The organism is Thermoflavimicrobium dichotomicum, assembly GCF_900114055.1.
Lineage (GTDB): Bacteria > Bacillota > Bacilli > Thermoactinomycetales > Thermoactinomycetaceae > Thermoflavimicrobium > Thermoflavimicrobium dichotomicum.
In genome coordinates this window covers 84,843-105,690 of the sequence record NZ_FORR01000010.1, presented here as the reverse complement: position 1 = coordinate 105,690, position 20,848 = coordinate 84,843, and the positions used below count along the sequence as shown (strand labels likewise).

The 20,848-nt window shown below is 41.8% G+C and carries 23 protein-coding genes; 10 read left to right on the top strand and 13 right to left on the bottom strand.

Going from position 1 to position 20,848, the window contains the following annotated elements; genetic code table 11:
- Positions 1-60: 60 nt before the first annotated feature.
- On the bottom strand, positions 61-576 hold the full coding sequence (locus tag BMZ78_RS11275) for a hypothetical protein (protein ID WP_093230398.1): 516 nt from the start codon (positions 574-576) through the stop codon (positions 61-63).
- Positions 577-1,277: 701 nt separating this feature from the next.
- Positions 1,278-1,793: a thiol peroxidase gene (tpx, locus tag BMZ78_RS11270; RefSeq protein ID WP_093230397.1), complete on the bottom strand. Its 516-nt coding sequence runs from the start codon at positions 1,791-1,793 to the stop codon at positions 1,278-1,280.
- A gap of 209 nt (positions 1,794-2,002) precedes the next feature.
- On the opposite strand from tpx, the gene BMZ78_RS11265 reads away from it, so the two are divergent.
- From BMZ78_RS11265 to BMZ78_RS11255, 3 genes are all read left to right on the top strand, one after another.
- The gene (locus BMZ78_RS11265) at positions 2,003-2,320 is read left to right on the top strand and encodes an iron-sulfur cluster assembly accessory protein (protein ID WP_093230395.1); all 318 of its coding nucleotides are present in this window, start codon (positions 2,003-2,005) and stop codon (positions 2,318-2,320) included.
- Positions 2,321-2,375: 55 nt separating this feature from the next.
- Entirely contained in the window at positions 2,376-2,972 is a 597-nt protein-coding gene (locus BMZ78_RS11260) for a YdcF family protein (RefSeq protein ID WP_093230394.1), read from the top strand.
- 436 nt (positions 2,973-3,408) lie between these two features.
- Positions 3,409-3,762 (top strand): hypothetical protein, encoded by a 354-nt coding sequence (locus BMZ78_RS11255; RefSeq protein WP_093230392.1) that lies wholly within the window; start codon positions 3,409-3,411, stop codon positions 3,760-3,762.
- A gap of 40 nt (positions 3,763-3,802) precedes the next feature.
- On the opposite strand, the gene BMZ78_RS11250 is transcribed toward BMZ78_RS11255, so the two are convergent.
- The gene (locus BMZ78_RS11250; RefSeq protein WP_093230431.1) at positions 3,803-4,186 is read right to left on the bottom strand and encodes a DUF309 domain-containing protein; all 384 of its coding nucleotides are present in this window, start codon (positions 4,184-4,186) and stop codon (positions 3,803-3,805) included.
- A 93-nt stretch (positions 4,187-4,279) separates the two neighbouring features.
- On the opposite strand from BMZ78_RS11250, the gene BMZ78_RS11245 reads away from it, so the two are divergent.
- Positions 4,280-4,513 (top strand): DUF1128 domain-containing protein, encoded by a 234-nt coding sequence (locus BMZ78_RS11245; protein ID WP_175482423.1) that lies wholly within the window; start codon positions 4,280-4,282, stop codon positions 4,511-4,513.
- Between the two features lie 54 nt (positions 4,514-4,567).
- Here BMZ78_RS11245 and BMZ78_RS11240 read toward each other — a convergent pair whose 3' ends face one another.
- A complete protein-coding gene (locus tag BMZ78_RS11240) occupies positions 4,568-4,969 on the bottom strand; it encodes an acyl-CoA thioesterase (protein WP_093230389.1) in 402 nt (133 codons plus the stop codon).
- Positions 4,970-5,162: 193 nt separating this feature from the next.
- On the opposite strand from BMZ78_RS11240, the gene BMZ78_RS11235 reads away from it, so the two are divergent.
- The 4 genes from BMZ78_RS11235 to BMZ78_RS11220 all read left to right on the top strand — a co-directional run bounded on the left by BMZ78_RS11235 (position 5,163) and on the right by BMZ78_RS11220 (position 7,444).
- Positions 5,163-5,483 (top strand): YolD-like family protein, encoded by a 321-nt coding sequence (locus tag BMZ78_RS11235; RefSeq protein ID WP_093230388.1) that lies wholly within the window; start codon positions 5,163-5,165, stop codon positions 5,481-5,483.
- Positions 5,484-5,663: 180 nt separating this feature from the next.
- On the top strand, positions 5,664-5,981 hold the full coding sequence (locus tag BMZ78_RS11230) for a hypothetical protein (protein ID WP_093230386.1): 318 nt from the start codon (positions 5,664-5,666) through the stop codon (positions 5,979-5,981).
- 185 nt (positions 5,982-6,166) lie between these two features.
- A complete protein-coding gene (locus BMZ78_RS11225; RefSeq protein ID WP_093230385.1) occupies positions 6,167-6,475 on the top strand; it encodes an ArsR/SmtB family transcription factor in 309 nt (102 codons plus the stop codon).
- 24 nt (positions 6,476-6,499) lie between these two features.
- Positions 6,500-7,444 carry a cation diffusion facilitator family transporter gene (locus BMZ78_RS11220; protein ID WP_093230383.1) on the top strand — a complete coding sequence of 315 codons (945 nt, stop codon included), beginning with the start codon at positions 6,500-6,502 and terminating at the stop codon, positions 7,442-7,444.
- Positions 7,445-7,613: 169 nt separating this feature from the next.
- On the opposite strand, the gene BMZ78_RS11215 is transcribed toward BMZ78_RS11220, so the two are convergent.
- The gene (locus BMZ78_RS11215) at positions 7,614-8,954 is read right to left on the bottom strand and encodes an Nramp family divalent metal transporter (RefSeq protein ID WP_093230382.1); all 1,341 of its coding nucleotides are present in this window, start codon (positions 8,952-8,954) and stop codon (positions 7,614-7,616) included.
- A gap of 382 nt (positions 8,955-9,336) precedes the next feature.
- Between BMZ78_RS11215 and BMZ78_RS11210 the strand changes: the two genes are divergently transcribed.
- On the top strand, positions 9,337-10,152 hold the full coding sequence (locus tag BMZ78_RS11210; RefSeq protein ID WP_093230380.1) for a YitT family protein: 816 nt from the start codon (positions 9,337-9,339) through the stop codon (positions 10,150-10,152).
- 40 nt (positions 10,153-10,192) lie between these two features.
- Here BMZ78_RS11210 and lpdA read toward each other — a convergent pair whose 3' ends face one another.
- The 7 genes from lpdA to BMZ78_RS11175 all read right to left on the bottom strand — a co-directional run bounded on the left by lpdA (position 10,193) and on the right by BMZ78_RS11175 (position 18,075).
- On the bottom strand, positions 10,193-11,614 hold the full coding sequence (gene lpdA, locus BMZ78_RS11205; protein WP_093230379.1) for a dihydrolipoyl dehydrogenase: 1,422 nt from the start codon (positions 11,612-11,614) through the stop codon (positions 10,193-10,195).
- A 1-nt stretch (position 11,615) separates the two neighbouring features.
- Positions 11,616-12,905, bottom strand: coding sequence for a dihydrolipoamide acetyltransferase family protein (locus BMZ78_RS11200; protein ID WP_093230377.1), 1,290 nt, complete (start codon positions 12,903-12,905; stop codon positions 11,616-11,618).
- A gap of 31 nt (positions 12,906-12,936) precedes the next feature.
- Positions 12,937-13,917, bottom strand: coding sequence for an alpha-ketoacid dehydrogenase subunit beta (locus BMZ78_RS11195; protein WP_093230376.1), 981 nt, complete (start codon positions 13,915-13,917; stop codon positions 12,937-12,939).
- Positions 13,918-13,919: 2 nt separating this feature from the next.
- Positions 13,920-14,987: a pyruvate dehydrogenase (acetyl-transferring) E1 component subunit alpha gene (pdhA, locus tag BMZ78_RS11190; protein WP_093230429.1), complete on the bottom strand. Its 1,068-nt coding sequence runs from the start codon at positions 14,985-14,987 to the stop codon at positions 13,920-13,922.
- A gap of 576 nt (positions 14,988-15,563) precedes the next feature.
- The gene (locus tag BMZ78_RS11185; protein ID WP_093230374.1) at positions 15,564-16,430 is read right to left on the bottom strand and encodes a carbon-nitrogen hydrolase family protein; all 867 of its coding nucleotides are present in this window, start codon (positions 16,428-16,430) and stop codon (positions 15,564-15,566) included.
- Positions 16,431-16,433: 3 nt separating this feature from the next.
- Entirely contained in the window at positions 16,434-17,060 is a 627-nt protein-coding gene (locus BMZ78_RS11180; protein ID WP_093230373.1) for a GNAT family N-acetyltransferase, read from the bottom strand.
- Between the two features lie 172 nt (positions 17,061-17,232).
- Positions 17,233-18,075 carry a DUF6612 family protein gene (locus tag BMZ78_RS11175; RefSeq protein WP_093230371.1) on the bottom strand — a complete coding sequence of 281 codons (843 nt, stop codon included), beginning with the start codon at positions 18,073-18,075 and terminating at the stop codon, positions 17,233-17,235.
- A 259-nt stretch (positions 18,076-18,334) separates the two neighbouring features.
- On the opposite strand from BMZ78_RS11175, the gene BMZ78_RS11170 reads away from it, so the two are divergent.
- On the top strand, positions 18,335-19,333 hold the full coding sequence (locus BMZ78_RS11170; protein ID WP_093230370.1) for an anti sigma factor C-terminal domain-containing protein: 999 nt from the start codon (positions 18,335-18,337) through the stop codon (positions 19,331-19,333).
- 139 nt (positions 19,334-19,472) lie between these two features.
- Here the strand turns inward: BMZ78_RS11170 and BMZ78_RS11165 are convergent, their stop codons facing one another.
- Positions 19,473-20,816 (bottom strand): VWA domain-containing protein, encoded by a 1,344-nt coding sequence (locus tag BMZ78_RS11165; RefSeq protein ID WP_093230368.1) that lies wholly within the window; start codon positions 20,814-20,816, stop codon positions 19,473-19,475.
- Positions 20,817-20,848: the final 32 nt, after the last annotated feature.

Below are 20,848 nucleotides of genomic sequence, written 5' to 3'. Positions count from 1 at the left end.
GCTCCCCTTCATTACTCAAAAAACTAACTCACCATAAACTAATATCCCATATACGTTTACTTATTTATCAAGAACCAAGTCGACTTTATCCCCGTTCTTCACTTTCAGATCCAAATCTTTTTTACTTACCACTTTTCCATTTACTTTCAGTTTCCAACTACCTTTAACTCCCTTAACTGCTTTGACTACACCTTTACTATCAACCTTGCTATTCAGTTCAACCAATTTTGTTTCCTTCAGTGCCTCAGATAATGTTAATCCCTGTTTCACTTTTACCGTAAGCACCTTTTCCAGATCTGCATTTATCTTTTTGCCATTGATTCGAACTTGCAATCCTGCATTGGCATTTAGATTCGTATCCACTTTGGCACCAGAACCCGCTTTTGCATCTGCCTGAACTCCAACATTGGCATTTACATCCGCTCCAACAGATGTGTTGCCAGGAGTATTGGGATTGGATGTTGATTGTTTTTTCGGATTTCCTGGGACAGGCTGAGCACCTAAATTACCACACGCTGTTCCTAATAGCGACAGGGAGACAACTGCAACAGATAACATAAACTTTTTGTTACGCATAACTAACCTCTCTCCATCATAAAATGTGTAATTGGCTTTTCTGTTTTGAATTATAGAGGATGAGTTAATATATGACAAGTACGTAAATTGAATATTTTTTTAATATTTAATATAATAAATCTATTTATGTTTGACATAAATAAATTTTACAAACACATCGAATACAAAAACCAAAATATAAAGAATAGGTAGTTTCATATAAAATCATTTGGTTTCTGTTATTTATTGTCACGATTTGTTCATAAAAAATAGGATTACCTGGTTGGCCAAAATGGGTAACACAGGTTATTTCAAAACTTATATTCATACGCAACGGTGTTGAATCGATTTGTAACTCCAGAGACTTTTGAAATAACTTCTAAAAACTGTTTCAGGGTTCCTTTTCCGTTTCATACCACTCCAACAATACAGGCAAAAATCATTGAACGGAAAAAGGAACCCCTATGTTTGTTAACATCCTCTAATCCAGGTACATATTACCGGGCTTTTTTCTATTGACCACTCCCCATGCGTAAACGAAGGGGATTCTTGGGAACTCCTATCTGCTGACAGGATATTGACCAAGCTCAACCCGCCAGTCCAGCGTGAAAAGTTGTTTTTTCAAACTAGGCCTATTGCTTGGTTTTCGCTTTTCAGCCTGGCGAAAGAGGCGCTCTCTCTCATCCCCATAGCTGAAGCTATAGGGTTTTCTCACTCGCATTCTATAAGGCTTTTCGAGCTGCTTCAATGGCCGCTTCATAGTTTGGATGCTCAGCCACTTCTGGTACATATTCTGCATGAACAACTTGCCCATTCCGATCTACGACGAACACAGCACGTGCAAGTAAACGCAACTCTTTCATTAATACACCATAAGCTGTACCGAAAGAAAGATCACGATGATCAGAAAGAGTTTGGACATTTTCTACTCCGACTGCACCACACCAGCGCTTCTGTGCAAAAGGCAAGTCAACACTGATGGTTAACACTTTGACGCCTTCCAATTTTGCTGCTTCTTCATTAAATTTGCGAGTTTGCACATCACATACCCCTGTATCCAGAGAAGGGACTACACTGATGATTCGCACAAAACCTTTGCTATCTTCCAACGTAACGGGAGACAGATCATTTGCCAACACTGAAAAATCAGGTGCCTGATCCCCCACCTTAATTTCAGGTCCTGCCAAAGTAACTGGATTTCCTTTAAACGTTACAACTCCTTGGCGCTCTGGCAACATAAAAGTTGCTCCTTTCTATGTAGTTTCATTGTTATCATATCATGCAATGCAGATGTTGTAGTAATATATTTAAAACAGAAAGCAATATTTCCCTTGATGTCCTTTTTTGTTATATTTTCTTTTGTACAATCTTCATGAGCCTTTCTATTGCTGACATTCGATTACAATGGGAATGTTACCCCAACATCAATACATGGAGCTGACTAATCATGAATATCCAACTATCTCCTTTAGCTGCAGCAAAATTAAAATTAATCCTGATGGAGGAGAACACAGAACATCCTCTTGCCGTTCGTGTTATCCCACTTACATCAGGCTGTAGTACTCCTTCTTTTGCGATCGAACTGACTGAAGTTCGCCCTGAATTTGAAACGCAGGCTGTTGAAGATATAGTATTTGCCTGGTTACCACAAGAAGCAGCCTGGATGGATGGATTGGTCATTGATCTCAACCGGGAAAATGGCAAGTTTTCCATTTACCATCCCAATCCTCCATTTATGTCCGATTGCCAATTGGATATGAAATAATTTTCCTTTCTCCGCCACTTACCAACTCAATTACTTTTAACCAGGAGGGACTCACTTGTTTCATCAACTTGACCCTATCTATAAATGGAGCTTGGGTGTTCTCACTTTCTTTCTGATTATCATGCTCATTGTCGTCCTTCTGTTTTGGCGCGATGTATCCAAATACGATCAGTTAGAAGCCGATGGAAAGAAACGGGAGGCTGCCATTATTCTTGGAGCAGCTGTCTGGAAAGATCAACCGAGTCCTGCTTTGAGAGAACGACTTGATAAAGGAGCAGAACTATACGAAAAAGGTCTGGTTTCATACCTTATTCTCTCTGGTGGAAAAGGGACTTTGAAGAAGAAATCGGAAGCACAAGTAATGAAAGAATACCTTCTGAAACGGCAGATTCCTGAAGAAGATTTGATCCTTGAAGATCAATCCACCAATACTCAGGAAAACCTGTTAAACACTCGAAAAATACTGGATCAACACCACTTGAAACAGATATATCTCGTAACGCATGACTACCACATGCACCGTGCTCTAATTTATGCCAAGCAAGCCCATATTACTGCATCACCTGCTCCTGTGCATTCACAAGTACTGTGGCTTCCTTACCATAAATTCCGTGAATGTTTTGCCATGATCAAATTGCATATCTTCGGTTAGATCCATCACAAAAAAATCTACATGGATGTCTATCCGGAAAAAATGGATACGTTTCTCCTGAGCTTCGGGATGGATTCCTTCCTCCGTGACGACTTCAGTACCATCACAGTCACTCCGTAAGGTATCCACCCCTCGTTTTATGGAAAACAGCCTTTTTCATCCCTCAGATGGTGTTGCTCGGCGACATGAGGGGCTATTGACAAACCCCGGTTTTCCTTTTTCAGTTGAGCGACTTTTGCTCGCTTTTATTGAGCGGGAGTGAAACGGAAAAGGAAAACCGGCATATAACAAAAAATTCGTCAACAAATAACTTCCAAGTTGGCAGCCACTCGTTTTATCTAATGGAAAGAAGGAATATGTTAATAAATAAAGGGTAATATATTTCTGAATAGTAAAATATATCATAACAAAACGAGAGGAAGGAGTATAACCTTTTATGAACACTCAGCAGACGGCCTATCCTTTCCGCTCGAAAATCCGACTTTCTCCACTGGCTGCAGCAAAATTAAAACTCCTCTTGATGCAAGAGAATGCCAAACACCCTCTCGTCATTCGGGTTATTCTCCTCACTACTGGATGTAGACGTTCTTCTTTTGGTCTGCAAATGACAGAAATTCGCCCCGAGTTTCACACAAGAGTCGAACAAGGAATCATTTTTGCCTGGTTACCCCGAGAAGCTACCTGGATCGACGGACTGGTCATCGACATTAACCGTGAAAATGGAAAGTTTATGGTTTACCATCCGAACCCCCCTTTTATTCCAGGTTGCACGCTGGAAACGATCGATTAATAAAAACATAGTCATGATGAACCTTTTCTAGCGATTCCTCTCACGACTTTTGTTCCACCCATTTTTTCAAAAGCGGATCTACAATCTTGATGTAAAGTGGAACAAAAGAAAACGGTTGATTCTCAAATGCCTGTAACCTGGAAAGATAGTCTTGGGCATCTTGTCGCAAACTCTTCACATCAATCCCCATCCATTCCGCTGGATATTCCATCAACTTGGATAAAGCGGATTGAAACATCTTTTTCGCTCCGCCCAGATTATCATTCTGAAAATGATACAAGCCTACCGCAATCTGTAACAATCCCTGATAAAAAATCTCCCGCCCCTCTTCCAACCAGAGCTCTTCCAAGACTTCGTGGCATTCGTAATAATCCTGTTTCTTATTGAAGTAATATAAAAAATCAACATATAACTCTGAATACATGGTTTCCAACTTTCAAATTCCTTTCTCTAGGTTTTTCCTGGTTATTTCGATACAATAAAGATAAAATGCCTGATTTTAGAGAGGATGGATGGAGTGAACTTGGATACAGCTACCCAGGCCAATTTGAATTACATCGTGAATGAAATCAAGACAAGTTTGAAAATCGTCAATGCTGCTCTGATTAATCCTGAAGATTTCCGTTTAAGTGATTATGACAGCTTACTGGAGATTTACCAGCTCATTCAAAAAAAGCAAGGTCGTCTGACCATGATGGAAATCGAAGGGATTTTGGAAGAGCTGGGTGAACTGCGCAAAGCAAATAAATAATTCCGAAAAAGAAACGACGTGCCAAACAGTCCATCACGTCGTTTTTTTGTTTATTTACTTAGATGCTGGAAAATGTTTGGCCAATGCTTCTGGGAGGGGGACCGACTTTCTTTCTTTTAAAGACATGGTGCAGCTAACCACTTCTGCGTCGGCTACAAGTTCGTTCGCTTCGTTATGTATTTCCTGCTTTAATACAAAACTGCTTCTTCCGCGGCGTAACGGCTTCGTCGTAATCGTCAATTTCTGGCCCAACTTCGCTTCTTTTCGATAATTAATATTAATATTTACAGTAACCGTACCAATTCCCATTTCCTCAAACAAATGATAAGGCAACCCGATTTTGTTATACCAGTCTTCCCGTCCCCACTCAAGATATTCCAAGTATTTCGCATTATTGACATGCCCCAGTACATCGATCTCTGTAGAACGGACCTCAATCTGAATCGATGCTTCCACTCTATTCAACTTCCTTTCAGCTGTAGACTTTTCTGCAAAAATTTTATCATATTTTGATTTGGTCTGTCTCTCTTTTCTGGCTCCCCATCTGGTGTTGCCACATCCTTAAAGAAATATCCCTTTTCCCCTTGACAAGAACAAATGTTTGTATATGATATAAGAAAATACGTTCCTATGAAAGGGTGGATGAAAAATGATGAAACCACTGCAACAACAAAATGGCATCATCCCACCTGAAACAAGGGAATGGTTAACGCAAAAACAACAAACGCCGATTCCCTATGTCCGGCCTCATCTAGACAAGGAACAACTGCTACAGTTCAGCATTAAAATTCAAACAGCTTATGAACAAGAACGGCCTTTATTGATTCTTTTCAATACTCCCTTTGGTTCCCATCAATTTGCAGGATATGTGGGTCAGATTGATCCCCATGAAAGATGGATTCAACTCATCAATGGCTCCATTAAAAAACAAATCAGTTTAGCGAAGATCATAGATATCGAACTGTATTGAAACGAACGTCTTTCTGATTTACCTTAATCTCCTGACATGAGGTTCCTTTTCCGTTTCCCTTTGGTTTTGCTTTCAAAAATCACTAACGGGAAAAGGAGCCTCAAAATGTATCTGATCTCCCTCTTTTTTTGATAGTATTAACTATATAATGAACAAAACAGACAGTTGGGGAGTTTGAAGATGAATAAGCGTTTCATATTTACTGCACTCATGACGATTCTGGTAGAAGCTTTCATTACTTGGTTATTCTCCTACAAAACAGGTTACAGTTTTCTTGAACTAACTTTCTTTGTCGGCATCATTTTTACAGGACTGCTTCTTATCTATGCAAAAAGAGAATCCATCACCCGTTTTTTTAAAATGAAACCCAAAGATCCACTCGCAGATGAAAATGATCTCACACAAAACCCTTTCTTTATGGGAACAGTCATTTATACCTCTTTCTCTTTCATCGCCATTTTTATTTCCTACCTGCTTTGGATCCAAAACCACTCTTAGTTTTTCCAGGGTTCTAAGCTCAACGGCTCCACCATAGCCTAGAGATAAGAACCCTATTTTTGCGTAACCATAAAATCAGCCTCTTAACATGATTGTCTGTTTCAGAAAATAGGGTTTATAATGGACTTAAATATGAATAATTGCTCATATGATAAAATAAGATAAATAAAAAGGAGGGACTTTCTTTGCGCAAAGATGACCATCATTTTCTATCAGAAGAAATCGTTGAGGAAGTTTCTCGAACCTTTAAGGTACTTTCAGATCCTACCCGCATTAAAATTCTGTACTTGTTATCTCAAGAGGAATGCAATGTCAATCATATCGCTGAAGTGCTCGATGTCTCCCAATCTGCGGTGTCACATCAGCTTGCTTTTTTAAAAAGCTATCGCCTTGTAAAAGCAAGACGACAGGGAAAAACGATTTATTATTCTTGTGATGATGAACATGTCATCGACTTATTAAAAATGACCATTGATCACATCGAACATGATTAGCAATAAAGTCAGGGAGGTTTATTCATGCACCATCACCACCATCATCATTCTCATCATCATGGTCATGTCCATCACCATGATATTCAGCGGGAAAACAATCGCAAAGGCTTGTTGATCGCTTTATCCATTACCCTCGGCATCATGTTGTTAGAGTTTTTTGGTGGCATTTTTACAAACAGCTTGGCTCTTCTATCGGATTCCGGCCACATGCTGAGCGATTCAAGTTCTCTTCTTTTAAGCTTGGTTGCTTTTTGGTTTGCCAATAAACCTGCATCTGCCAATAAAACATTTGGTTACTACCGCTTTGAAATTCTAGCTGCCCTGTTTAATGGCATCACGTTATTCCTCATCGCAGGTTGGATTATCGTTGAAGCTTATGAACGCCTGCTTCAACCCCAAAATGTTTCCAGTTTATCAATGATGATCATTGCCGCGATCGGTCTGGTCTCCAATTTACTCAGTGCATGGGTCTTAATGAGAAAAGGGGATGTGAAGGGAAACATCAATCTACGCAGTGCTTATCTGCATATTTTAGGGGATGCTTTGGGATCGGTTGGAGCCATTTTCGCTGGATTACTGATGTACTTTTTTCAGTGGTATATAGCAGATCCAATCATCAGTGTCATTGTTGCGCTCCTGATTTTAAAAAGTGCCTGGAGTGTGGTCAATCATGCTACTCATATCTTAATGGAGGGCTCTCCCTTTACGATCGATAAAAAGCAGGTCGAAGAGGTGTTGACCAACATACCAGGTGTCATTCAAATCCACGACTTGCACATTTGGACGATTACCTCTGGCCTGGATTCATTAAGTTGCCATTTGGTAATTCAGGATGCCAAAGATAGTCAGCGGATCTTACGCGAATCGATTCAAAAGATCGAAGAGCATTTTAAAATTCAACATACGACACTTCAAATCGAAACAGAAGACTTTCAACACGTCGATTGTCAAATACTCCATCGACATTAAAAAAGGCTGACAAAAATGGTCAGCAAGGTTGTCGACAAACCCGGTTTTCCTTTTCCAGTTGAACGACTTATTGCTTGTCTTTAAGCAACGGGAGTGAAACGGAAAAGGAAAACCGGCATATAACGGAAAATTTATCAACAAGCTGGCTGACAAAAACGGTCAGCCTTATTTATATAAAAACCGTTTTATACAGCAGATAAATATTCAATAAAGCGATAACAATGGCTACAAACCAAGCGATAGCCTTCAGCCATGGTGGATTCACAAACTCACCCATTTTTTCTTTATCACTGGTAAATTTGACTAACGGAATAACGGCAAACGAGAGCTGTAATGACAGGATTACCTGGCTCAATACCAACAGATCCATCGTCGCTTTTTCCCCATAGATGGCGATTACTATAACGGCAGGAATGACCGCAATCAAACGGGTGATTAGCCGTCTTAACCATGGCTTCAAGCGAATATCGAGAAATCCTTCCATCACAATCTGTCCTGCGATCGTTCCGGTTAAGGTTGAATTCTGACCGGAAGCGAGCAGAGCAATTCCAAATAATATACTTGCCATGGATGTTCCCAGTAAGGGCGAGAGCAAGTGATAGGCTTGCCCAATATCTTCCACTTCGTGCATACCCGCTTGATGAAATACCGCCGAAGATAAGATCAAAATCGAAGCGTTTATAAACAAGGCAAAGAATAATGCTACGGTTGAGTCTATCGTCGCATAACGAATCGCTTCACGCTTTCCCAAGGATGTTTCGCTAAATTGCCGTGTTTGCACAATGGAAGAATGAAGATACAGATTGTGAGGCATCACGGTTGCTCCCAAAATTCCCATCGCCAAATATAAAGCTTCTGGATTCATCACAATTTGTGCAGATGGAACAAATCCTTTCATCAGCGCTCCCAGCTCGGGGCGTGCCATCATCAGTTCGATTGCAAAGCAAAGTCCAATGATCGAAACCAGAGAAATCACAATGGCCTCAATATAACGAAATCCCTTGCTTTGCAAGATTAAAATCAACATAACATCCAGAACCGTCAAGATCACTCCATACATCAACGGGATACCAAATAATAAATTCAAGGCAATCGCCGCACCGATCACTTCCGCCAAATCAGTAGCAGCTATCGCCAATTCACATAAAACCCACAACACCATCGCCACGGGTTTACTATAATGATCCCGACATGCCTGGGCCAAATCTCGTCCTGTCACAATCCCCAATTTCCCAGCCAAAGCCTGTAACAACATCGCCATCAGATTGGAAAGCAAAATGACAGCCAACAGAAGGTAACCAAATTTTGCTCCACCAGCAATATCCGTCGCCCAGTTTCCTGGATCCATATAACCCACGGCAACCAAGTAGCCTGGGCCTGCAAAGGCCAAAAATTTTCGTACCCTGCTACCGGTCTTCGGAATCGCTACGGATTTATAAACCTCTGACAACGACGCCTTATCCCTTTTTCGTCGCCATCCTTTATCGATTTGTTCAACTGAAAAATTCATTCCAAATTCCTCCTTTCTTTTTTGGATAATCCATAATAAGTGAACGGAGGCATCTTTGTTGCACAAAGGAAAATTTCAGAGAAAAAAGGAAACTCCCAACAAGGAAGTTTTGTGTACAAGGTAAAATTTGTTGCACTAATCTAATTATAGCGTAAAACCATTTTATGTGTTAAGAGAAAATTTGTTCTCCCCTTATTTATTTTCATCATTCATGACCTACTTCATTGGTCGATCATTATGATCTAAAGATCCATTTCCATTTTTTCTCTTTTATATAAATATCTATTCCCTGTTGATCCATTTCATGTATAGTTATATAGGTTCATACCGATAAAGGTAAAAAAAGAAAAAATCTTTTAGTAGTAGGTTTGGTGATGAACAGATGTTTCGGATTGTCATTATATTTCTGGCATCGATTTTACTTGCTGTCGCTTACAATTTATTTCTCTTGCCACATAAGGTGTTAAGCACAGGCGTTTCAGGGATTGCCATGATGACCTCTTTATTAACTCCTGTCAACACAGGAATTGTGAACCTGGTGCTCAATCTCCCCTTGTTCATTCTTGGCTATTTAAAGCTAGGGAAAAAGTTTATGGGGTATACCATTTTTTCTGTACTGGTCAACTCGCTCGCTCTTGTCTTGATCCCGATTCAGCCCATTTCGACTGATCCCATCCTTTCTTCCACCTTTGGTGGAGTACTGGCCGGTATTGCTAGTGGACTTATTTTTCGATTTTCTGCTTCCACAGGAGGTTTTGATATTATCGGGCTGCTATTGACACGGAAAAAAGAATTTCCACTTGGTTCTTTGCTATTTTTCATGAATGCTGTAGTGGTATTTGTTTCCGGATTTTTATTTAGCTGGGACACCGCACTTTATACGTTACTGTCGATCTTTATCACTGGAAAAGTAATCGATGCCATTCATACCAGTCATTTAAAACTTACTTTAATGATTATTACAAGTCGTGGAGAAGAGATTAAGGAAGTATTATTATCCCGTTTTGTTCGAGGCATTACGATGTTGGATGGCAAGGGGGCTTATACGAACGAAAAACGAAAAGTGCTATTTATGATCATTACCCGCCATGAACTGGCTGAAATCAAAAAACTGATTAAAGAAACAGATCCCAAAGCTTTTGTAAACATCATGGAAACCGTCGAGGTCATGGGATTTTTCAATGTAAATCACAATTGATTTTCTACAAAAAAAGCGCCCAAAAGGAGGGCGCTTTTCCTTATTTCTTATTTACCATGTGAATGGCATGACCCAATATTCCCTCAGCTGCTTCCATCACCGTTTCTGGCAAGGTCGGATGAGCATGAATGGTCAGAGCAATATCTTCAGCGGTTGCTCCCATTTCAATCGCCAAGACGATCTCACTGATCAAGCTGGATGCTTCCGGTCCGACGATTTGTGCTCCAAGAACTCGCTTCGTTTCCTGGTCTGCTACAATTTGCACAAAACCATCGGCATTGTTCATGGACAGAGCCCGACCATTTGCCTGGAAGGCAAAGCGGCTTACAGCAGGAGTATAACCTTCTGCTTTTGCTTGCTCTTCCGTGAGTCCAGTGTAAGCAATTTCTGGATCACTGAAGATGACAAATGGCATGGCTTGATAATCAATCACACTTGGATGCCCAGACATGGCTTCTGCAGCCACTTTGGCCTCATAACTCGCTTTATGGGCGAGAAGAGCGCCGCCAGCGCAATCCCCAATGGCATAAATGTGTTCCACATTTGTCCGGCATTGATTATCGATTTTGATAAACCCACGCTCATCCAACTCGACACCAATGAGATCAAGACCCAATTCATCGGTGTTTGGCTTCCGGCCAACCGACACCAGGCAGTAGTCTCCGGTGAATGTTTTTTCTTCTCCTTTGACTTCCGCTTTTACAGTCACTTCGTCTCCATTGACTTCACCGCCTTGTACAAATGCTTCCGTTACGACGGTGACACCCAACTTTTTCAAACGGCGAGTTACCATACGGGTGAGAGCTGGATCCGTTCCTGGCAAGAGCGACTTGGTTCCTTCTAAAATGGTGACTTGGCTACCTAATTTTGCATAAGCAGTTCCCAATTCAAGACCGATATATCCACCACCAACGACGATCAGGCGATTGGGTACTTCCTTCAAATTGAGTGCTTCTGTTGAAGAAAGAATCCGTTTGCCATCAAAACGCAAAATCGGTAACTCTGCTGGACGGGATCCTGTGGCAATAATGCAGTCATTAAACTGATAGGTTTGGCTGGAATCTTCGGTCGAAATCCGAACGGTATTGGTTCCACTGAAATAAGCTTCTCCAGAAACGATTTCTACATTGTTTCCTTTTAACAGTTGCTTTACGCCACCTGTCAGCTTATTGACCACCGAGTTCTTCCACTCGATCAATTTTGGCATATTGACACGAACTTCACCTGTAACTTCCAGCCCCATATCAGCTGAATCTTTCATATGATGATATCTTTCAGCAGCGCTGATAATCGCCTTCGAAGGAATACAGCCACGATTCAGGCATACGCCACCCAAAGCATCTTTGTCCACAATCGTTACCTTGCGTCCCAATTGGGCCGCACGAATGGCGGCCACATAACCACCGGGACCCGCTCCAATGACGAGCACATCAACTTCTTTAGCGAAGTCTCCTACTACCATCTTATCTCATCTCCATCATTAATAATTTGGGATTCTCTAACAGTTGTTTTACCCGACTGAGGAAACGAGCCGCTACATCACCATCGATCAAGCGATGGTCAAAGCTTAAGGATACGAACATCAACGGACGAATCACAACTTCACCATTGATGGCAACCGGTTTTTCTTTAATCGTTCCAACACCTAAAATCGCCACTTCTGGGTAGTTGATGATTGGCGTGAAGAACATGCCACCAAACGAACCGATATTGGTGATTGTGAATGTGCTACCTTTCAGTTCGCTTGGATCCAGCTTCATATCACGTGCCCGATTTGCTTTGTCTGTAATCTCATCGGCCAGATCAAAGATGGATTTGCGATCGGCATCTTTAATGACAGGAACCATCAAACCGTTGTCTGTCGCCGCAGCCAAACCAATGTGGTAATAATGTTTGATGATGATTTCTTCTTTTTCATCATCGATCGATGCGTTTAGCGTTGGGAACTCACGGAGCGCAGCAATTACCGCTTTGATAATAAATGGCAAATAGGTCAGCTTAATGTTGCGTTCTGCCGCTAATTCTTTACCCCATTTTCTGAGAGCAATTAACTCCGATGCATCAATTTCATCCATTAGGGTTACATGCGGAGCCGTATGTTTGCTTTCTACCATCCGTTTGGAAATCGTACGGCGAATTCCACGTAGCGGGATACGCTCTTCTGTTCCAACTGTTTCAATTGGTGTTCTTTGGATAGCCGTTTCTTTTGCTGGGGCTTTTTCTTCTGCTGCAACGGCTTGTGCATTTACTTGCTGTTCACCGCGAGCAAATGCCTGTACATCCTCAGCAGTGATCCGTCCATTTTTTCCGGTTCCTGTTACTTGTGTAATATCGACTCCCAATTCACGAGCCAGTTTACGAACGGACGGCATAGCTAAAACGTTTCTGCGTTTATCCGCACTCGTTGGAGCAGAAGCTGCTGGGGCTGGTGCAGAAACCTCCGTTTTTGCTTCCACTTTCTCCGGTTGACCTTCTTCTTTCGCTTCCGACGCTTCAGCCGCTGGGGCTGCTCCTTCAACTTCAAAGACAGCGATCACAGAGCCTACAATCGCAATTTCTCCTTCTTTTACCCGTAACTCTTTCACTGTACCAGTAACAGGCGCTGGAATTTCAACCACTGCTTTATCTGTTTGGATTTCAGCAAAGGTATCGAACTCTTCAATCCGATCTCCTTCTTTAACATGCAGTTTTACGACTTCACCTTCGTGGATTCCTTCACCCACATCTGGCAACTTAAATTCAAATGCTGCCACGTACAGTTCCTCCCTTTTTCAATTTCCAACATTAGAAGTCAAGTACTTTCTTGATACCTGCAGCGATACGCCCTTTCGTTGGCAACCATTTATCCTCGATCAAGGTTGGTGGGTAAGGAGTATCTGGAGCCGTCACACGAACACATGGCGCTTCCAATTTCAGGATACGCTCTTCGTTAATCCGTGCAATGATTTCTGCACCTACCCCACCCGTACGAACAGCTTCGTGCACAATGACTACACGACCCGTTTTATCTACGGATTCAAAGATCGTGTCCATATCCAACGGAGAAATGGTACGAAGATCAATCAGTTCGATACTGACTCCACGCTCTTTTTCTACTGCTTCGATCGCCTGTTGAGAAAGACGAACCATGTTTCCGTAAGCGATCACGGTTACATCATTACCTTCTTTGACAACATTGGCTTTTCCGATTGGAACTGTATAAGCTCCTTCTGGTACTTCCTGTTTGACCGAACGATAAAGTGGCATATTTTCATAGAAAATGACAGGATCATTATCACGGATTGCAGAGATCAAGAGTCCTTTTGCATCATATGGGTTGCTTGGAACTACCACTTTCAGTCCAGGTGTATGCAAGAACAACGCTTCAAAGCTGTCCGAGTGCATTTCTGGAGTTTTTGCTCCACCACCATATGGCATCCGAATCACAAGTGGGCAGTTAAAACGTCCGCCCGTACGGAACCGTAGACGGGCTGCCTGAGTACAAACCGCATCCATCGCTTCGTAAATAAATCCGCCAAACTGGATCTCAGCGATTGGACGCATGCCAAGTGCTGCCATCGCTACCGCAGTACCAACGATTCCGGACTCCGCCAACGGGGTATCAATCGAACGATTTTCACCAAATTGTTTTTGCAGGCCATCGGTTGCACGGAATACGCCACCGTTAACACCTACGTCTTCCCCTAATACGATAACGTTTTCATCGCGCTCCATTTCCACGCGCATAGCATCATTAATCGCTTGAATCATTGTCATTTGTGCCATGCTTATTTTGCCTCCTTCCAAGAGAGTACTTCCGCATGTTGTCTTTTCAGCTCAGCTGGCATTTCATCGTAGACGTATTCCATGATTTCCTCTACTTCGCCGATCGGTGCTTTTTGTACTTCGTTGATCGCTGCGCTGATTTCTGCTTTCATCTCCTGTTCGATTTCTTTCTCCCATTCTTCGGTCCACAGACCTTTTTTCTCGAGATAGAGACGGAAACGTTTGACTGGATCTTTTCCTTCTTTCCACTCAATCTCTTCCGATTTAGGACGATAACGAGTTGGATCGTCGCCAGACATACTGTGCGGCCCCAGGCGATATGTAACAGCTTCAATGAGCGTTGGTCCTTCACCTTTGCGCGCGCGTTCTGCTGCTTCGGAAACAGCTGTGTACACAGCGAAGATATCATTTCCATCAATCCGAACACCTTTCATGCCATAAGCAAGAGCTTTTTGAGCAATGGTTTCGGATTTGGTTTGTTTACGGAGTGGTACACTGATCGCATAACCGTTATTTTGATTGAAGAAAATGGTTTGTGCATTGTTTACAGCTGCAAAGTTCAGTCCTTCATGGAAATCTCCCTCAGAAGTAGCCCCGTCACCAAAGAAGGTAATCGCTACATGATCTTCCCCTTTCAGGCGGAATTTCCAACCGGCACCAGCAGCATGAATGGTTTGCATCGCAATGATAATTTGTGGCGGGAACATGTTTACATCTTCTGGAATTTTCATTCCACCGATTTGTCCACGCGACCATTTGAAGGTATCGGCAATCGGCCAACCATGGTACATGGCCGCTCCCAAATCACGATAGCTTGGGAACAACCAGTCTGTTTTTCTCAGTGCAGCCATCGCACCAATCTGGCATGCTTCCTGACCACCGAGTGGCGCATAGAATCCCAAACGTCCCTGACGATTCAATTTGATTGCCAGAGCATCATACACACGTAGACGCAACATCCAACGATACAGGTTTTTCAACTCTTCATCTCTAAGCTTTGGTGTCTTTTGACCTTTGACAATATTACCGTCTGTATCCAGAATTTGCAGCATTTTAAACTCTTTTTGCATATCTAACGCCACAGAATTCACCCCAGTCCATAAGATTCATTTATTCATAGAATACCTAGTGAAGGAAAAAAGATGCTCACGATTGCTGACAAAATTCGTCTGAATCGCAAAACTGCTTTCGAGTTGCTACATTTTTTGCCCGCTCAAGTCAATCTTCGAAAAACAATTTCCTGCTCCACATGTCAACAATCCAACTCTTCTCCACTATTCTCAACCATCTTTTCCAACTGACATACAAGCCGTTGACCAAACATGGACACACTGGAATCGGTTTCTTGTCACAGCCGATGATTCCTTCGATGTGCCAACAGCCTTTATATTCTTCTTTCTTACTAATATAGAGATTACTAATCAATAAATACAATGTAAAGGTATTTTAACTAGATTTTTTGTGTGGTAAAAAGTTACACAAAATAAAACCCTTGAAATTCAAGGGTTTACACTAATAGACTGACAAATACGAATATTTTTCTACAGGGTGTTTGTTATAGTTATCTTTCCCCATCTGTTATATATTAATGACAAAATTGTGTCCATCTGTTCTATCTGTACTATTCGAATACAAAGAATGTTTTTTCATGCTCCCCACTCTTGATATACTTCAGGTCGACGATCCTTAAATGGAGAAACCTGCCCTATCTCCCAATTCTTGCGCAACTGCCCCAAATCGAGTTCACAAGTAAGCAGCATCGGCTGATCCCATTCTCCCACCCTTAACACACCATCTGCTGGAAAAGGATGATCGCAGGGTGAAAAAAAGCCGCATCGTGAGCGCCCCACATCGACTTGCGGGTTCCCTGGCATTTCTCCAACCAATCCACATAGCGCTACAAAACGTTGATTCTCGATCGCGCGTGCTTGGGCACAATAGCGAACCCGGTAATACCCAGCTGGTGCATCTGTATAAGTCGGGCACAAAATGATTTCCGCTCCTTGATCGGTCACATAACGTGCCACCTCTGGAAATTCAATATCATAACAGATCAAGATCGCCACCTTTCCCAGCGGAGTCTCGAAAACAGCAAAATCCTTACCAGGGGTTAAGTGCCAGATCTTTCGCTCTTCAGGAATCAAATGAACCTTTTTCTGCCGCTTTATACTCCCATCCGGACAGAAAAAGAATGCCTCATTGAAAAACTCTCCGGGCGACTCCTGATGAATATGCGTACCACCCAAAATCATGATCCCTGATTCACGACTGATTTCTTGAAAGAAACTCAGATATTTTTCTGTAAACTGATCCAAGTAAGCACATGCTTCCCGGTGAGTCAATGACGAATTCAAACTTAACAGATGAGCAGTCAAATACTCTGGAAACATAAGCAATTCCACATTCTCGGCTTGAGCCTGATCGACATACTGCCGAATTCCGTTCCAAAACGCTTCTTCAGACTGAAGTGGCGAAACGGCATACTGTACTACACCAATTTTGGCGCAGGACATCCCTCATCCCTCCTTTAAGTCTGGGTTTTGCCATTCTACCAGCACAGCAAAATTAAGTGATTCCTCATCTTCAAGATACTCCGGCAACACCTGCAAAGGACGCATTCCCTGCTTAATCATAAACGTTAATACCAAATCATTCAGCTCTCCATTTTTTACCTTTTCTACATATTCTTCTGCTGAATATTGTTCATGCACCTGATGATATCCGGGAATGCGGCAGCCAGCCAAAAACCGTTTCAAACCGAGACGTCTGACCAGTGCTTTCCGCGCTTCATATAAAGCACGAGCCACACCACGTCCACGAAAAGAAGGACGAACACATAGATCAATTCCATACAAACTGTCTCCATCTGGTTGATGACTGTTTCGGATAAATCCATGATCTGCCACTTCCGCCCATGTATGTGGCTCGCCTGTATACTGAATGATCAAGGATGTGGCAGAACCAACAATTTCCCCGTCAATCTCCGCCACCATCGCTCCTTCCGGGAACGTTTCAATATGAGACCGAATTTGCTCCTTGCTCCAAAGCAATTCTTCTGGAAACGGGGGTGGAAAAGCTTCTCTTTGCACTTGTAACAACCCCGGATAATCTGCTAGCGTATAGGTTCGAACCCGTACCGACATCTTTCTCCCCTTCTTTCCATCAAAAATTTTGTTACAATTCATTATAAACCTTTTAAAAAACCAGTGCACTGTTCATATAAAGAAATATATTCTTTCAAAACCTAATATTCAAAATAAAAAAGGGATTCACCCCCTCTTATTGTTAGAGGCAAAATCCCTTTAGTTAAAAAAATTATGATTTCTTTGCATCTACAGGAATTTCAATTTTCCCTTCAAATGGACCTTTTACATTCATCTCCAATTTCAGATCCAACTTGAGCGGGGATTTTTTCCCAGGAATCGTCATGCTGTAAGCAACAGATTGCTTGGAATATTTGAAGGTTTGTGCGTCAATCCAGATTTTTTGATTATACTCTTCAAACTGGATTTGATCTACTTGCAATTCGTTTTGCTTTTTCTTGCTACTCAGCGAACCTTTGAGTGCCTGTTTGACTTCCTCTGCCAACATGGCTTTAAACTGCTCATTTGCAATGGCTTCTTTGGTAATTTCCACTATATAAAAGCCATTTTCTTTGGTTACTTTAACCCCTTGTGGCGATGTGCTTCCGCCTTCCAGGGCAGTTATGGCTTGCTGTGCTTTTTTCAATTGATCTGATGGATTTTCAGCCTGCTCTGTTTTCGTTTCCGGTTCTTTCATCCATTTTTTGCCCAATTTCACATAGCTTTTACCATTGGCTGTAATCATTTCCACTGGCGTTTTTACGCCATTTGATGCCATCGTTCCCTTGATATGCATGGCCAAAGGCTGATTGGTCACTTGAACTTCCATCTCACTTGAAACGACTTTATCCACTTTGCCCTGTTTGATTTTCTGCTCCTGTTTGCTTTGAGCAACAAACCCTTTCTCCTGATTCATTGCCTCAGCCGATTTTTTCAATACTTCTACTGCTGTCAGTTCCGTTTTCACTTGGGACGGCATCCCTTGATCCGCACTGGTAGGCTGTGTTTTATTATTACAACCTGCCACTAAAAAAAGCACGAGACCCACCGAAAAAAACAAGCTCAATTTTCTCATCGTTCCACCTCTTCATCTCATTAATATGTAGGGGAGCTAAAAATAAAAAGGTTGAGTGTGCCGAACCCAAGGATGTATCGGGTTTCTGCTTTACTAAAATTTTTCAATCCTATAGGTTCGACACAATCTGACATAATTTTAGAAATCTATCTTATTTTTATCAAACTATACCAGATAATTACAATTCTGTCTATATTTTTGTTCATTGACTTTTAGAATCACACAAACAAAAATGCGTCTGACTCAAAAGGTTAACTAGATGGCTGAAAATAAGAACCATATGCCAGATCAAGTGTTGGAAGAGGAGCTCGCTTTTGACGACAAACTAGAGAAGGCGGTTCGTAAAGCGAGACAAAGAAGTTTGTTTAAGACGATTTTTGTTTCGCTGTTGGCAGCAGTGGCGGTGTTTTTAGGTGTATATATCGCTAATGATCAGATCATTGCTGAAAAAAATTTGGATGCTCTAAATAGTGCTGAGTTATTCGAAAAAATCAGTGGCCCCAATGTTCATGTTGGAACGAGTTTTGGTTTTACGGGAATAGCTGATGGATATGTAGAAATGCAAACCTATAAGTTATTAAAAGGGGTGCCAGTTGCCTGGGAAAACAGGCGGTTGGATACAGATTTGTTTGGAGATCCAAGTAAGTACTATCAAGAGTATTCTTCCATTTCAACCATGAATCCCCATACCAAAGAGGTAAACCTGTACCATTACCAGTCCTTAAAAAAACAGATAGAGTTTTATCATCCACAAATTCATTATACAAAGCTAAAAAACGAATTGCCGCTAGCCAGTAATATCGATCCCCATAAATATGTGGAAATGTCCCTCTCCTTTGATCGTGATTACTCTCTGGAAGAAGTGAGACAGATGCTCCCATCTGATGTGGAGCTGTCCTGGCTCTGGGTGGACACATATGAGAAAAAGGAATTGCATGTAAAAAAAGATGCGCCTTCTGACTTGAACATAGCAGTTTACGGGTTTGATGCACAGGAGAGAGATGGAAGAAAGCAGGATGAAAACGACTTTATCCGTGCCTTAGAGGACAACAGAAATTTTAAAGATGGGTATACTCCATATCAGAAAGAAGCGGAACGAATATATCATATTCTCAGTCATGGTAAATCCAGGGTGGAGAAGAACGATATCCGAATCATTGGTGCAGTGGTCGTCGGAACTCCGGCGCAGTTACAAAAGCTGAAAGGCCAAAAGTATGTCCGCGGTGCGGTGATCGGTGTTACGGCAGATCCATATTAATCTGTTAATTTAGGGTTGTTCCGTTTTTTCACAAGTAAGCTGATAAACAAGAAATGACTTGAGTTGCCTAAGTGGCGTCTCAAGTCATTTTTTCATTTCTGAGGCTTCCGCTTTGTGGAAAACAGACTATGTCATTGAGCTAATCCGTTTGAATTTTCTTTTGGTAATTTTCACTCCATTTTTTATTTCCCTGTTCATAGATCTTACTCCATTCAGCGTTTCCGTTGTGATATGCCTGGCTCCAAAGCTGATTTCCCGTATTGTAAGCATAATTGAAAATCATCTTATCTCGTTCAGAAATCAGGCTGAACGTTTTACTGACCGGATGATTATATCCAAACTTCTTCTCCAAGTATTCCCGGGCAAATGTTAAATGTTTGTGCTCTGTTTCATTTAATTCAATCATCGCACTTTGTGTATCTTCAGCCAAATCCAGTTTTTCTCTCTGAATGCGATCGGCGTCCTTCAATCCCTTTTGTTGCCATTTTTCCCATTCATCCATCAAACGGCTATATTCGCTTTCCAAGTATTTGTTTAATGACTGCTCATCCTGCACATCCGTAAACTCTCCGTTTCCCGCTTCTGCCACTTCTTTCAGCATCTTTTGTCCCTGATCATCAATCTTGAAACCGATGATATTGACAACTGTCTTGATATTGGACTGACTCAACTCTTTGGCTACCTGAGCAGGATTTCCACCACACGTCTCTATTCCATCACTTACCACATATACAACCGTTTCTGTCGCATCATTCGGGATATCCTGTTTCACCTTTTCCAGCGCATTGGCAATGGGCGTCCACCCCACTGGCCGGATCCGATCAAGTGCTGCCTGAAAACGCTGCTCATCATAACCGGTTCCCTTATATACTTCTTCGGTACTGGCACAGGACGCTGCCTTATCCTGCGGACGATTACTGCCTTTATGTCCATATATGCGCAATGAAATCGAAGCATTTTTAGGCAATTTTGAGGCAAACTGCTGCAGTGCCCGTTTCGCAGCCTCCATCTTGGTTTCCGATCCAATCTTTTCCTTCATGCTTCCACTGGCATCCAATAACAATGAAAAGTGTACTTTTTTCCCGGCGGGTAACGTAATATTTTCGTTTGGAGTGGCATTATTCACTTTGACAGATGGATCAAAATTAATAAAAGTCGTCACATAAGGTCGGAAATCTTCAGCCACTAATTTTAAAAACTCATCCATATATTGCTCAGCTGTCAAATGGTTAGGTAGCCGATCCAGTTCTGCTTTCACTTTTGACTCATTATAGTTTTTCCCACTATATTTCCCAGGTGAACGAAGCAGAATTTTTTCTACTTCATTCGGTTCACGTTTGAGTGGTGTCTGCTCTTTTTTCGGTTGGGTTGTTGGAGCTGTCTGTGCGGAAGCAGATTTCTGTGCTGGCTGACTTTCTTTCAATCCGCATCCCGCACCAAATATAAGAAAAAGAATGGATAAACTCGCTACTATTCTTCTCAAAAAACATATCCTCCTTAAAATAAAATTCCTAT

What these genes read in the sequence shown, in the direction of transcription:
- lpdA (WP_093230379.1), bottom strand. Translation starts at nt 11,614, where the DNA reads ATGGTAGTAGGAGACTTCGCTAAAGAAGTTGATGTGCTCGTCATTGGA.
- BMZ78_RS11215 (WP_093230382.1), bottom strand. Translation starts at nt 8,954, where the DNA reads ATGAATTTTTCAGTTGAACAAATCGATAAAGGATGGCGACGAAAAAGG.
- BMZ78_RS11250 (WP_093230431.1), bottom strand. Translation starts at nt 4,186, where the DNA reads ATGTATTCAGAGTTATATGTTGATTTTTTATATTACTTCAATAAGAAA.
- BMZ78_RS11275 (WP_093230398.1), bottom strand. Translation starts at nt 576, where the DNA reads ATGCGTAACAAAAAGTTTATGTTATCTGTTGCAGTTGTCTCCCTGTCG.
- BMZ78_RS11170 (WP_093230370.1), top strand. Translation starts at nt 18,335, where the DNA reads ATGGCTGAAAATAAGAACCATATGCCAGATCAAGTGTTGGAAGAGGAG.
- BMZ78_RS11265 (WP_093230395.1), top strand. Translation starts at nt 2,003, where the DNA reads ATGAATATCCAACTATCTCCTTTAGCTGCAGCAAAATTAAAATTAATC.
- BMZ78_RS11235 (WP_093230388.1), top strand. Translation starts at nt 5,163, where the DNA reads ATGATGAAACCACTGCAACAACAAAATGGCATCATCCCACCTGAAACA.
- pdhA (WP_093230429.1), bottom strand. Translation starts at nt 14,987, where the DNA reads ATGCAAAAAGAGTTTAAAATGCTGCAAATTCTGGATACAGACGGTAAT.
- BMZ78_RS11210 (WP_093230380.1), top strand. Translation starts at nt 9,337, where the DNA reads ATGTTTCGGATTGTCATTATATTTCTGGCATCGATTTTACTTGCTGTC.
- BMZ78_RS11185 (WP_093230374.1), bottom strand. Translation starts at nt 16,430, where the DNA reads ATGTCCTGCGCCAAAATTGGTGTAGTACAGTATGCCGTTTCGCCACTT.
- BMZ78_RS11175 (WP_093230371.1), bottom strand. Translation starts at nt 18,075, where the DNA reads ATGAGAAAATTGAGCTTGTTTTTTTCGGTGGGTCTCGTGCTTTTTTTA.
- BMZ78_RS11180 (WP_093230373.1), bottom strand. Translation starts at nt 17,060, where the DNA reads ATGTCGGTACGGGTTCGAACCTATACGCTAGCAGATTATCCGGGGTTG.
- BMZ78_RS11230 (WP_093230386.1), top strand. Translation starts at nt 5,664, where the DNA reads ATGAATAAGCGTTTCATATTTACTGCACTCATGACGATTCTGGTAGAA.
- BMZ78_RS11255 (WP_093230392.1), top strand. Translation starts at nt 3,409, where the DNA reads ATGAACACTCAGCAGACGGCCTATCCTTTCCGCTCGAAAATCCGACTT.
- BMZ78_RS11220 (WP_093230383.1), top strand. Translation starts at nt 6,500, where the DNA reads ATGCACCATCACCACCATCATCATTCTCATCATCATGGTCATGTCCAT.
- tpx (WP_093230397.1), bottom strand. Translation starts at nt 1,793, where the DNA reads ATGTTGCCAGAGCGCCAAGGAGTTGTAACGTTTAAAGGAAATCCAGTT.
- BMZ78_RS11195 (WP_093230376.1), bottom strand. Translation starts at nt 13,917, where the DNA reads ATGGCACAAATGACAATGATTCAAGCGATTAATGATGCTATGCGCGTG.